This window comes from Klebsiella sp. 141198 (assembly GCF_050600785.1).
Lineage (GTDB): Bacteria > Pseudomonadota > Gammaproteobacteria > Enterobacterales > Enterobacteriaceae > Klebsiella > Klebsiella aerogenes.
This window is the reverse complement of sequence record NZ_JAQIRM010000001.1, coordinates 576595-589326: the sequence shown is the minus strand read 5'-3', so window position 1 is coordinate 589326 and position 12732 is coordinate 576595. Positions and strand designations below refer to the sequence as shown.

The window sequence follows — 12732 nt, the reverse complement described above, 5'->3', positions numbered from 1 at the left end:
ATGCCGGGTCGCTTCAGTTGGCGTGTTAGCACAGCGGTTTTACGGCGCTGCGCATGCCGTCACGTAAGATAGCATCCAGATCGGCCGTTACCTGCGCCGTCAGTCCTGGCACCTGCGTCAGATCCTGCTGCCAGTGCGATTCTACCGACAACACCGACGTTACCAGGTCCCGCGTTGCAAGCTGGCCGTCGCGATGCTGCGCCCACAGCGTCTGAAAGCGAGCGATCCACTCCGCGTCGTCCTGAACCGGGTAGACTTCACCGTTACGCTCTCCGCGGTAGAAGGCAATCAATGCCGCCAGCGCGAAAGTCAGGCGCGGTGGCAATTTACCGCTTTGCTTCTGCCCTGCCAGCAGCTGCGGCAGGATACGTGTACGGAACTTCGTCATGCCATTGAGGGCGATGGATAAGAGTTGGTGTTTGATATAGGGATTGCGGAAGCGTCCTGTTACCGCGCTGGCGAATGATTCCAGCTCATCGCGCGGCAGATCGAGAACCGGGATAATCTCCTGATATATCGCTTTTTCGACAAATGAGCAGACTTCCGCGTCGTTCATCGCTTCACCGACGGTATCCAGGCCTGCCTGCCAGGCTACCGGCACCAGCGCGGTATGCGCGCCGTTAAGAATCGCTACCTTCCGTTCTTTATAGGGTTTGATATCGTCAACAATCAGCACGTTGAGCGGTAATTTATCGAGGCGCAGTTCGGCGGCAAGCGATTTCGGTCCCTGGATCACGAACAGGTAAAAGTGCTCAGCGGTATCAAGAAAGGCGTCTTTATAGCCAAGCTGCGTTTCAATCTGCTCCGCTTCATCGCGCGGATAGCCGGTAACGATACGGTCCACCAGCGTCGAACAGAAGGTGTTCGCCTCTGCAAGCCAGGCGGCGAAAGCTGCCGGCAGCGCCCATTCATGCGCATAGCGCAGCACCAGTTCACGCAGCGCCTCGCCGTTATAATCAATGAGTTCACAAGGGATGATAACCCAGCCTTTATCAGCGGCGCCGGCAAAATGGCTGAAACGCTCATATAGCAGCCGGGTCAGTTTCGCCGGATAGCTCACCGCCGGGGCATCGTCAAAATGGTCCCCGGCATGGTAGCTGATACCCGCCTCGGTGGTGTTGGAGAAGACAAAGCGGATATCCGGATTGTGCGCCAGACGCAGAAATTCCTCATAGTCGGCGTAGGCGCTAATTTCGCGGTTTACCGAACGAATAAGACGCGCATCGCTGACTGCTTCGCCCTTTTCATTCAGTCCGCGAATAATTGTGGTGTAGAGGCCGTCCTGAGTGCTCAGCGACGGCGGGAAATCGCTGGCGATGGGTCGGACGATGACCACCCCAGCATTCAGGTCAGTATGCTCGTTAAGCAGGTCAATTTGCCAGTCAACAAACGCGCGCAGGAAGTTACCTTCGCCAAACTGGATGATACGTTCAGGGTACTGCGCGCCGGGGAAATCACGACGGTTTAAGGTTTTCACAATGGGTTCCCTCTTAGAGTAGTCATACAACCTGAGTAATTGGTCCAATAAGTTATCAGGTTTTATGGTTGGCGAAACCCCGTTTTGATCAAACCTCGTCGCATTATTCTGTCGCCGGGAGGATCTTATAGAACAGCGTGGTGCCCGTCATTTCCCCATCAGGCATTAAGGCAAACTGCGGAATTTCCCCCGCTTTTTGCCAGCCACACTGCTGATAGAAGCGTTCCGCGCCGCTGCCGGTGGCGGTATCCAGCACCAGTACCGTTTTCCCGTACGCCAGTGCAATAGCCTCAAGCTCGCTCATCAGCAACCCGGCGACTCCCTGTCGGCGCGCATTTTGGTGAACCAAAAGCTTGGCGACATCGGCGCGGTGCGGCTGGTTTTCCGGCTGGTCGATAATCAACTGGACGGTCCCCACTATCTGCCGTTGTTGGTTTTCGGCCGCCAGCACAATCCGCTCGCCGGCGGCGACGCTTTGCGCCATCCGCTGCCAGAAGCGCTCGCCGGTGTCCGACGAAAACGGCTGCATAAAACTGACCGAAGCCCCGCCGTTCACGCAGCTGGCGAGGATTTCATTTAATTGTGGAAGAGATTCAAGAATAGATTCACGCGTCAGCGTGCGAAGTGAAATAGGTGTGGCCATAGGTTGCTCCCTGAAAATGACCACATCACTATGTTTTTAACTAATATTTAACTCAAGCAAAAAGACCATTGGATTTTCTTATCACACGCCGTCAGGCAGCGCCTGCACGCAAACACGATTGCGCCCGGCCTGCTTGGCGTTGACTAACAGGTCATCCGCTTCCATTAGCAGTTGATTAAACAGCTCGGCGATTCGTCCTTCACCAACTTCACGGCACTGCAGGCCGAGACTCACCGTCAGGCGAATACGCTGTTGCCCCCAGGTGAACGTTTCCGATTCTATCCCCTGACGAATTTTTTCCGCCAGCACATGGGATTGTTGAGCATTATCGAGCAGCGCCGCGACGGCAAACTCTTCCCCGCCGATACGCGCCACCATTCCCTCATCGCCCGCCAGTTCACGCACCCGCTGGGCGAACTGGGCCAGCACGCAGTCGCCGCATTCATGACCCCAGGTATCATTCACTCGTTTAAAACCATCGATGTCCAGCACCATCACCGAGAGCAGTTTGTCCGTCTGCGGCGCCTGGCGTTTCAATGCTTCGCCCAACCCGGAACGAGAGTAAACGCGGGTCTGAAAATCAAAGTCAGCGCGGAGCGCCAGCTGTTTGACGAGGTTGTTGATAGCCTCGACGCTGGTCGCCACGATAACCGGGCTTATCAGCATCGCCGCCATGCCAAGACGGGTTGAAAACAGCTGCCACGGCTGCGGACGCGCATCCGGCGACAGATGAATAAGCGAGTTCGCCACCAGCAAAATCTCAGTGATACCGGTAATAAACGTCAGCAGGCAGGTCAGCGGCAACGGATAGCGAATCGCGCACCAGATCAGCGCCGGCAGCGGGAAAGTCAGGCTTCCGGCGCCGCCTACCGCCACCCCAAGCGCCATCGATAGCACCAGCGCTATTACCGGCAGTAGTTGGCTAAAGCGAAAGCGGCCCAGCACCGATGGCAGCGTCAGGGTCAGAATAAACGGCAAGATGAGGACCGCGGTCGAGAACTGCTCGCTAAACCAGTCCGCCAGTTGCGGAATAAAAGTCGCCCGTTCAACATCAACCGAGCCCAATGCGCCTACCGCGGCGCACACCAGCGCCGCCAGCAGGCAATAACAAAAAAGATTCAGAGCGTTAATTGGCCCCGGCATCGAATCGGCGCGCCGCTTATCCCACAGCACCAGCTGCGCCAGAATGACGATAAAGACGATATTGGAGAAGTTAATCAGCAGCGACGCAAAGCCCATGCCCCAACGGGAAGTCAGGCCGTCATAAACCAGCATCGCGGCAAAACAAATAGCGTAGAAATAGCTGCGATTTAGCCAGACGTAGCGTGCGAAAATACCTGCCATAACGGCATTGAGCGGCCAAAAAAACGAAAGCTCCTGCACCAGACGCAACATAGCGCCCATAAAGTGCAGCAGAATCGTCAGCGTGAATAACACCAGCGCATCGCGCACCGGTTGATCCTCGCGAAATAGCGTGAATGACCGAATCGACAGTGAAGACATTCAGTAATTATCCGTCTAATTGTTTCAGGCAATTATTATGTAAATAATTAGTTAGCGGATTATCATAGCATGAGAATATTTGTTAGGCATACTGCCATGCCTGAGCGAGACAGGTTAACGGTTGGTAATCGCGTTCATTTCCATCACCAGCCAGTGGTGAATTACCTTTACGACATAACGCTGCTCCTCGCCGCTCAGTTCCCGCCCGCGCGGGATCGCATGCCACTTTTCCAGACAGCCGCGGCAGCAGGTCGCTGTAGCGTGCTGGGCGATAAATACCGGGTGCCCGCGCATCGGCGTCTGCTTACCGTCATTAGCAATCTGCGCCGGGGCCAGCCGTTTGGCGATAAAATCCGCCGCGTGGCTGTCGATAATCTCCGGCCCTTTATCATAACAATACTGCCGCTCTTTCACCCCGAGGTGGAAACGAGAGCGGAACGTTGAACGCCCAAGCCTGGCGAACAGATTTTCCATTACAGACATCAGAACACCGATCTTCCTAAACGTTGGGTAAGTTTCTCGAGTACAGCGATCCCCGCCAGCGAGTTACCCGCTTCATCAAGTTCCGGACTCCACACCGCTATCGCCATCTCCTGCGGCACAATCGCCACAATACCGCCGCCGACGCCGGATTTTGCCGGCAGCCCGACTCGCCAGGCGAACTCTCCGGCGTTCTGGTACATACCGCTTGTCATCATCAGCGCATTAACCTGCCGCGACTGAATCGGCGCGATAACCGGGTCCGCCAGATGCGGGGCAATCCCCCGATCGGCGAGAAACAGGAAGGTCCGCGCCAGTTCGACGCAGCTCATCTCAAGCGAGCAGTAGTGGAAATAGTTTTGTAGCACCGTGGCGACATCATTATGGAAATTGCCGAAAGATTTCATCAGCCAGGCGATGGCGGCATTACGCGCGGAGTGTTCGAACTCGGAGCGCGCGACCACTGAATCATAGGCAATATCGTCCACTCCACTCAGCCGACGCACGATCTCCAGCATTCTCTGACGCGGCGCGCTCAGGCGGCTTTGCAGCATGTCGCAGACCACTAACGCCCCGGCGTTGATAAAAGGATTACGCGGTTTGCCCTGCTCGATTTCCAGCTGTAGTAAGGAGTTAAAGGGCTGGCCGGAGGGATCTTTACCGACGCGTTGCCAGATCTCCTCTTCCTGATAATGGTTCATCGCCACCACCAGACTTAGCACTTTCGAGATAGATTGGATCGAGAAGCGTTCGTGGGCATCGCCGGCGCTATAGTGCTGCCCATCAACCGTACAGATGGCGACGCCAAGTTTATTGCCGCTGACGCGCGCCAGGGCAGGAATGTAGTCCGCTACCTTGCCGCGCCCTATCAGCGGCCTGATTTCTGCCAGAACGGCATCCAGCATTGCATTATTAATAACCGTCGCCACACTCGGCTCCTTGCCCACCATCGAAATTCGGGTGGCGAGTATAGCAGAGCATGACGACGGACGTCAGGCGCTAACGTCGATTAGCGACGGTCTTTCCATACGGTTTGAATATTGCAAAACTCATGCAAACCGAAATGCGACAGTTCCCGACCAAAGCCGCTCTTCTTCACGCCGCCGAACGCCACGCGAGCATCGCTGGCGCTATAGCCATTGATAAACACCCCGCCGCACTCCAGACCGCGAGAAAAACGCTCCGCTTCCGCGCTGCTTGACGTAAAGACGGTTGCCGAAAGGCCAAACTCGCTATCGTTAGCCAGTTCAAGGGCATGAGCCGCGTCGCGGGCTTCGCTGATGGTAGCCACCGGACCAAACAACTCCTGACGGAAACCGGTCATCTCCGGGGTAACGTTCGCCAGCACCGTTGGCGCGTAGTAGTTGCCGGCGCCGGCGATTTTCTCGCCGCCAAGCAATAAGGTCGCCCCTTCCTTCAGCGTGGCTTCAACCTGCTGATGCAGTTCGTCACGCAGATCGAAACGCGCCATCGGGCCGATGTAATTTTGCTCGTCGCGCGGGTCGCCCATTTTCAGCGCCGCCACGGCGTCCACGAATTTTTTAGTAAAAGCGTCGGCAATACCCGCCTCAACGATAAAGCGTTTCGACGCCGCGCAGACCTGCCCGCTGTTCTGATAACGGCCGACAACGGCGGCTTTCACCGCTTCGTCCAGATCGGCATCGTTGAGCACGATAAAGGGATCGGAACCACCAAGCTCCAGCACGCATTTTTTCAGCGCTGCGCCGGCCTGAGCGCCGATTGCCCGCCCGGCGCGTACGCTACCGGTCACCGTGACCGCTGCGATACGATCATCATTGATAATTTGCGAGACGCCTTCATTGGTGGCGTTGATCCAACCAAAGACGCCCGTCGGCAGTCCCGCTTCGGCAAACAGTTCGCCCAGCAGCTGCGCGCTGCCCATCACGTTCGGCGCGTGTTTCAGCAGATAACTATTCCCTGCCAGCAGAATCGGTACCGCGCCGCGCAGAACCTGCCATACCGGGAAGTTCCACGGCATCACCGCCAGTATCGGCCCCAGCGGCCGGTATTCAATCACCGCCTTATTATCTTCTACCTGGGTGGCTTCGGTCGCCAGCATCGCCGGGCCATGTTCGGCATACCAGTCGCAGAGGTTGGCTGACTTACTCACTTCACCGCGCGCCTGGGCGATGGGCTTACCCATTTCAAGGCTAATCATTTGCGCAAGCTCTTCGCCGCGGGCGCGCATTACGCTGCCGACTTTACGCAGCGCGGCGGCGCGATCGGCGAGCGCGACCTGGCGCCACTGGCGAAAAGCCTGTTGCGCCTGGGCAATGGCTGAATCTACTTGTTGTTCGGTTGACCACGGCAGAGACGACACGACTTCACCAGTGGTCGGGTTAACGGAAACCGCATGGGTGGCAGATAAATTCATGGTTATTCTCTCTGTAGGGATTGCGAAGTGTGGATATTGTGGCCTACCCTTGCTTTCATTGAAAATGAATAATATTAAGCAAAGCATTCACAAAAGAAGAATACTATGGACCTTACCCAACTTGAGATGTTTAACGCCGTCGCCAGTACCGGCAGTATTACCCAGGCCGCGCAGAAGGTGCACCGCGTCCCGTCGAATCTGACCACCCGTATTCGCCAACTGGAGGCCGACCTCGGCGTCGAGCTATTTATTCGCGAGAACCAACGGCTGCGTCTGTCGCCCGCCGGACACAGCTTTTTACGCTACAGCCAGCAAATCCTGGCGTTAGTCGATGAAGCGCGGATGGTGGTCGCCGGCGATGAGCCGCAGGGGCTGTTTTCCCTCGGCTCGCTGGAAAGCACCGCTGCGGTGCGCATCCCAACCACGTTAGCCCTTTTCAACCAGCGCTACCCGAAAATCCACCTGGCGTTGTCCACAGGCCCTTCCGGCACCATGATTGATGGCGTGCTGGAAGGCGCGCTCAGCGCGGCGTTTGTCGACGGGCCGCTGGTTCATCCCGGTCTGGAGGGGCTACCGGTGTTCCCGGAAGAGATGATGATCGTCGCCCCTTATGGCCATGCGCCGGTAACCCGCGCCAGCGAGGTCAACGGCGCGAACGTCTACGCATTTCGCGCCAACTGCTCCTACCGTCGTCATTTTGAGAGTTGGTTTCACGCCGACCGCGCGACGCCCGGAAGGATCCATGAGATGGAGTCCTATCACGGCATGTTAGCCTGCGTAATCGCCGGCGCCGGGTTGGCGCTTATCCCACGCAGTATGCTGGAGAGTATGCCAGGGCATCAGCAGGTTTCCGCCTGGCCGCTCGCCGAAGAGTGGCGCTGGCTGACGACCTGGCTTGTGTGGCGACGCGGCGCGAAGACGCGCCAGCTGGAGGCATTTATTGAATTGCTGAACGAGGATCGTCAGGCGGCTAGCGCAACATGATGGCCGGACGTTAATCGGCGATAATCAGCCGCGGCGAGAGTTCCTGAAGCGCATCGCGGGTTTCCCCCGGCAAATGCCCGTCGGTGATGATGTCCGTGAGCGAGTCGAGGTGCGCGATATTGAACAGCGACCAGGCGCCGTATTTCGAACTGTCGGCCAGCAGGATCCGCCGCCGGGCATTGGCGATCAGATCGCGTTTCAGCGCAGCCTTTTCTTCCGTCGGCGCGGTAATGCCCTTTTGCAAATCCCAACCGTTACAGCTGACGAATGCCAGATCAGGCCACACATTCTGCAGCAAGCGTCGCCCATGTTCGCCAATACACGACTGGCTGCTGTCATCGATGCGACCGCCGATAATCGTCACTTCAATCTGTTTGAATTCAGCCAGAAACAGCGCGATATGCAGATCGCTGGTGATGACCCGCAGCGGCAGATGCGTAATCTGTCGCGCCAGTTCAATCATAGTGGTACCGGCGTCCAGCACAATGGCATCGCCGGCCCTGATAAGCGACGCCGCCGCCCTGGCGATAGCGTATTTCTCCTGAGGGCTACGCTGCGCTTTTTCCAGCGTCGTCGGCTGTGTGGGAATAAATCGGTTGAGCGTCACGCCGCCGTGGGTGCGGCTAATTACCCCTTCCTGATCGAGTTTAATCAGATCGCGACGAATGGTCGCCGGCGAGGCGTTAGTTACCGCAACCAGTTGGTCGACCGTTACCAGATTATGGCTTTTCAGGAAGTCCATAATCTGCTCTAACCGATTATATCCCTTCATGTTATTCCTGTGCGATTTGCATGGCGAGCTCAATGGAGGTTGCCATGCTCTCAGACTTCGCTTTACCTGTCCAGGCAATATCAAAGGCGGTGCCGTGGTCCGCGGAGGTGCGGATAAACGGCAGCCCGGCGGTGATATTCACCCCATCATAGAACCCGAGCAGCTTGAGCGGAATATGCCCCTGATCGTGATACATCGCCACCACCATATCGTACATGCCTTCGTGACACTGCATGAAGACGGTGTCCGGCGGGCACGGTCCGACGACATGAACGCCCTGCGCCTCCATCGCCGCAACCGCTGGGGCAACGATACGGATTTCTTCATCGCCGAACAGACCGTTTTCACCGGCGTGCGGGTTCACGCCAGCGACCGCGATGCGCGGCTGCGAATACCCCACGCGGCGTAAAAAATCATCGGCAACCCGGATAACCGTCTCCACCCGCGATTGGCTTAGGGTATCGAGGAAACGGCGCAGCGCGATATGGGTGGTGACGTGGATCACCTTAAGCTTATCGGTGTACAGCACCATGGCATAATCTTTGGTCTGCGTCAGATGGGCCAGCAGTTCGGTGTGTCCCGGGAAATGGTGCCCGGCCAGATGTAGCGCTTCTTTATTTAACGGCGCGGTGGCGATAGCTTTAACTTCCCCCGCCAGCGCCAGCGCGGTGGCGCGCTTGATGCAGCGATACGCCAAATCGCCGGCCTGAGCCTGGACTGCGCCGGGCCGCAGGGCCTGAGGATCGCTTAACGGTTCATCAATCACGTTAATCGTTGCGGGTGAAAACTGCGCTTCGCGCGGGTGTTCGATAATTCGCAACTCCGCACGCGGGGTAATGTTCAGCGCCAGGATCCGCCGCAGCGTCTGCGCGCAGCCCACGACCACCACCGGCGCACCGCTCAGTTCGCCTTCGCTCAGCGATTTAATAATAATTTCCGGACCAATGCCCGCCGGGTCGCCCATCGTTACCGCAATCATGTTAGACACTCAGTTTCTCCTCAATAAAATTCACGACATCCCGCAGCGTGGTCTCCGTACCGAATCCCCCTGCTTTGGTCATCACCGGACGCGGCCAGCGACTTCCGAGAAAATGGCCGTACGGCACGCATTGCGCCACCCGGCCGGTTATATGAAACCCCTGCGCGCCGAGCGCATGAGCGACGGCGATCGCAACATCGCCGCCGGACAGATAAAGCGCCCCGGGCGCACGTAACTCAACGGCAAGTTGGGTGACCTGCGCGAGATAAGCGCAGATCTGTTCTCCCAGCGCAGCGCGGCTCAAGCCGCGTTCACGGCACTGCGTCTCAATACCGTGCCGGACAGCGTTATCCGCGCAGGTGGTGACCACGCAATGATGATTTGCCGCCAGCACCTCGGCGATTCGCCGGGCATCGGCCAACGCATCGCCGTTAAAGGCGCGGGCAACATCAATCCCGATCCGCCCGACTCGCGGATGGCCGGCCAAAGCGGCGACCTGAGCCTGCGCTATTTCGCTCATTGAGCCGATCACCGCCAGCAACGGCCCGGCCGCATCCCGGAACAGGTAGCGCGAAAGCGCCTCGCAGATCCCCGCAGAGCCCACCAGCAGCGTTTGCCGCGCGCGGCTGGCTACCGCAGCGATAACCTCATCCAGCTGCGCGTCTTCTTCAGCATCAATAATCAATACACGCGGTTGGTCGCTCTCTTCCGCGAGGGCGGCGGTCAACTGCTGTACGTCAAGCGAACGGTACGGCAGCTGGCTCTGCATGGCGAGCAATTGCCCAATATCGGCGCTACTGACCGGGGTTTTGGGGTCGCTGGCGAATTCCGTTTTATCGAGTGCCACGCCGTGGACATAACATCGTCCGCCGCGGGTTATGCGCCCTGCCGCTGGAAAGGCCGGCGCGACGACCGCGGTGACGCAGCCCCGCGCACGCATCATCGCCTCCAGTTCCGCGCCGGGGTTGCCGCGTAGGGTGGAGTCGATTTTCTTCACCTGCCAGACGGCGGCGAAATTTGCCGCATCACGGAGTATCGCGTTCACTTTCTCTGCTGCCTGCGCCCCGGAAAGCGCCCGACTATCGCTATTGAGAACCAACGCCCGGGTGGTCGGCTGATAGCCGGCGCTAAACGCCACCTCAACCGCTAAACCCGCTTCTGCCAGACTGACACCGGCATCATTGGCCCCGGTAAAGTCATCTGCCAGCACCAGAACAGGATTATCGCCGCAGCTCATTCTCTTTCCTTCATCGCTTATCGGAATCGCTAATGATTATATTCAATCATATTTGATTAAATGTGAGCAAGCTCAAGTTATTAAACGTCCGTATAAATTATAACTTTTGCTCATTGAAATGAGTGAACACTACGCATATTGATTGAATTCAATCATAACAATAGAGGAGTGAGACGTGGCGACGATTAACAGCACGATTATCAGCGGCGCGGGCGCCATATCAGCCCTGAAGCCAGTGCTGGCAGGTAAAAAAAGCATTTTGCTGGTCACCGATGCGAACGTAGGTAAGTTGGCAGCGACCAAACAGATCCGACATCTGATGGACGAGACTAACGTTGATGTGAGGATCGTGGATTCCGTGCCGGCAGAGCCCAGTCAACATGATGTGGCGCAGATTGTTGCCCAACTCGCGGGAACGCAGCCACAGATGGTCGTCGGTATCGGCGGCGGTAGCGTCCTCGATGTGGCTAAGCTGCTCTCGGTACTACTACACCCCGCATCCCCTACGCTCAACGCGCTGATTGACGGCGAGAAACCGCGTCTGCGTCTGGCGTCACTGTTGATACCCGCCACCGCCGGCACCGGCTCGGAAGCGACGCCAAATGCCATCCTGGCTATTCCCGAACGTAATACCAAAGTGGGGATTATCTCCCCGGTACTGCTGCCGGATTTCGTGGCCCTTTTGCCGGAACTGACTACCAGCATGCCTGCGGCCATTGCCGCCTCCACCGGTATCGATGCGCTGTGTCATCTACTGGAGTGCTTTACTTCAACCGTCGCGAACCCGGTGAGCGATAACGCCGCCTTAATCGGCCTGCATAAGCTGGTGCGGCATATTGAGCGTTCCGTGACCCACCCGCAGGATCTTACGGCGAAACTGGAGATGCTGTGGGCCTCGTACTATGGCGGCGTGGCTATCAATCATGCCGGCACGCATCTGGTGCACGCGCTCTCCTACCCGCTTGGCGGCACCTGGCATTTACCACACGGCGTCGCAAACGCCATTCTGCTGGCCCCCTGTATGCAGGTCGTACGCCCGCACGCGGTAGATAAATTCGCTCAGGTCTGGGATCTGATCCCGGACGCCGATCTGACCTTGAATAACGAGGAGAAATCTCATGCGCTGGTCCGCTGGCTGGCGCAACTGGTGAAACGCCTGGCGCTGCCGGACAACCTCGCCGGGCTGGGTGTACCGCCAGAGAGTATTGAAACGCTAAGCGCCGCGGCGCTGGAAGTAAAACGATTAATGAACAATGCCCCATGCAGCGTGAACCATGACGAAGTCCAGGCGATTTACCAGACGCTGTTTCCACAGTCATCTCATCAGGGAGAAGAGAAATAAATGCATCATTCCATTCGCGGCGTGTTAACCGCCATTGTTACCCCCTTTACCGCAAGCGGTGAACTGAACCTGACGGCGCTGCGCCAACAGGTAGAACGTCAGCTGGCCGCCGGTAATGGCATTTTCTGCGGCGGAACCAACGGCGAGTTTTTCGTCCTTAATGAGGCGGAAAAAATTGCGGTTGCCGAAACCTGCGTCGAGGCGGTTGCCGGACGCGCGCCGGTGGTGGCGCATATTGGCGAAGTGTCGACGCGGGAAACCATTCGTCTTGGTCAGCAGATAGCGAGATTAGGCGTCGACGCGGTGTCGGTCATCACCCCGTGGTTCGTGCCGCTAAAACAAGATGAGCTGGTAAGCCACTACACGGCGATCGCCGATGCGCTAAGCGTTCCGGTATTTCTGTATAACATCCCGGCGCGCACCGGCAACACCATTGAACCGCAAACCGCACGTCAGCTGGCTGCGCATGACAACATTATTGGCATAAAAGATAGCGCCGGTAGTTATGACAGCCTGAAGGGCTTTCTTGATGCGGTGAAGGGTATCGACGGTTTTAATGTCCTGAACGGGCCGGATTCGCTGATTCATCAGGGGTTCGTTGATGGTTGTTCAGCGTGCATTTCCGGGTTGGCTAACGTTGCGCCACGGGAGATTAACGCGATTTGGTCAACCTTCAAGGCCGGCGATATTGAAGCCTCAAGGCTGGCGCAAGAAAACGTCACCGGCCTGCGTACCGATCTCTACAAAGTCGCCTTTTCCCCCGCCGCGGTGAAAAAAGTATTGCAGCTGATGGGCCATGAGGTCGGCGATAGCCGCTACGCGGTTCAGTTTAGCGCATCTCAACTGCAGCAAATACGTGGAATCATCGCGCAGTATCTTAATTAAACGCTGCGTTTCTTCAACAAAATAGACCGGGTACC

General features: G+C 57.3%; 12 protein-coding genes. 3 read left to right on the top strand and 9 right to left on the bottom strand.

Going from position 1 to position 12732, the window contains the following annotated elements; translation table 11 throughout:
• Positions 1-25: 25 nt before the first annotated feature.
• The 6 genes from PGR10_RS02855 to sad form a co-directional block, all read right to left on the bottom strand.
• Positions 26-1477: a tagaturonate reductase gene (locus tag PGR10_RS02855; protein WP_087860713.1), complete on the bottom strand. Its 1452-nt coding sequence runs from the start codon at positions 1475-1477 to the stop codon at positions 26-28.
• Between the two features lie 103 nt (positions 1478-1580).
• Entirely contained in the window at positions 1581-2120 is a 540-nt protein-coding gene (locus PGR10_RS02850) for a GNAT family N-acetyltransferase (protein ID WP_087860712.1), read from the bottom strand.
• An 81-nt stretch (positions 2121-2201) separates the two neighbouring features.
• Entirely contained in the window at positions 2202-3623 is a 1422-nt protein-coding gene (locus PGR10_RS02845) for a GGDEF domain-containing protein (RefSeq protein ID WP_162750147.1), read from the bottom strand.
• A 114-nt stretch (positions 3624-3737) separates the two neighbouring features.
• Positions 3738-4106, bottom strand: coding sequence for a DUF4186 domain-containing protein (locus PGR10_RS02840; RefSeq protein ID WP_430922881.1), 369 nt, complete (start codon positions 4104-4106; stop codon positions 3738-3740).
• Positions 4106-5032, bottom strand: coding sequence for a glutaminase B (gene glsB, locus PGR10_RS02835; protein ID WP_045394518.1), 927 nt, complete (start codon positions 5030-5032; stop codon positions 4106-4108). The genes PGR10_RS02840 and glsB overlap by 1 nt, the downstream gene beginning before the upstream one ends.
• A gap of 80 nt (positions 5033-5112) precedes the next feature.
• The gene (gene sad / locus PGR10_RS02830; RefSeq protein WP_430922880.1) at positions 5113-6498 is read right to left on the bottom strand and encodes a succinate-semialdehyde dehydrogenase; all 1386 of its coding nucleotides are present in this window, start codon (positions 6496-6498) and stop codon (positions 5113-5115) included.
• A gap of 105 nt (positions 6499-6603) precedes the next feature.
• Here sad and ptrR point away from each other — a divergent pair, with 105 nt between their 5' ends.
• Positions 6604-7482, top strand: a complete 879-nt coding sequence (gene ptrR, locus PGR10_RS02825; protein ID WP_015705323.1) for a putrescine utilization regulator PtrR — start codon at positions 6604-6606, stop codon at positions 7480-7482.
• Between the two features lie 10 nt (positions 7483-7492).
• Here the strand turns inward: ptrR and PGR10_RS02820 are convergent, their stop codons facing one another.
• The 3 genes from PGR10_RS02820 to dtnK are packed head-to-tail and all read right to left on the bottom strand — an operon-like array spanning position 7493 to position 10470.
• The gene (locus PGR10_RS02820; RefSeq protein WP_430922879.1) at positions 7493-8254 is read right to left on the bottom strand and encodes a DeoR/GlpR family DNA-binding transcription regulator; all 762 of its coding nucleotides are present in this window, start codon (positions 8252-8254) and stop codon (positions 7493-7495) included.
• A gap of 1 nt (position 8255) precedes the next feature.
• A complete protein-coding gene (locus PGR10_RS02815) occupies positions 8256-9242 on the bottom strand; it encodes a D-threonate 4-phosphate dehydrogenase (RefSeq protein ID WP_308957950.1) in 987 nt (328 codons plus the stop codon).
• Positions 9235-10470, bottom strand: coding sequence for a D-threonate kinase (gene dtnK, locus PGR10_RS02810; protein ID WP_430922878.1), 1236 nt, complete (start codon positions 10468-10470; stop codon positions 9235-9237). The genes PGR10_RS02815 and dtnK overlap by 8 nt, the downstream gene beginning before the upstream one ends.
• 175 nt (positions 10471-10645) lie before the next feature.
• Here dtnK and PGR10_RS02805 point away from each other — a divergent pair, with 175 nt between their 5' ends.
• Together PGR10_RS02805 and PGR10_RS02800 are read left to right on the top strand one after the other, a co-directional pair.
• A complete protein-coding gene (locus PGR10_RS02805; RefSeq protein WP_430922877.1) occupies positions 10646-11812 on the top strand; it encodes an iron-containing alcohol dehydrogenase in 1167 nt (388 codons plus the stop codon).
• A complete protein-coding gene (locus tag PGR10_RS02800; RefSeq protein WP_316423856.1) occupies positions 11813-12697 on the top strand; it encodes a dihydrodipicolinate synthase family protein in 885 nt (294 codons plus the stop codon). It begins immediately after the preceding gene.
• The last annotated feature ends 35 nt before the right edge of the window (positions 12698-12732 follow it).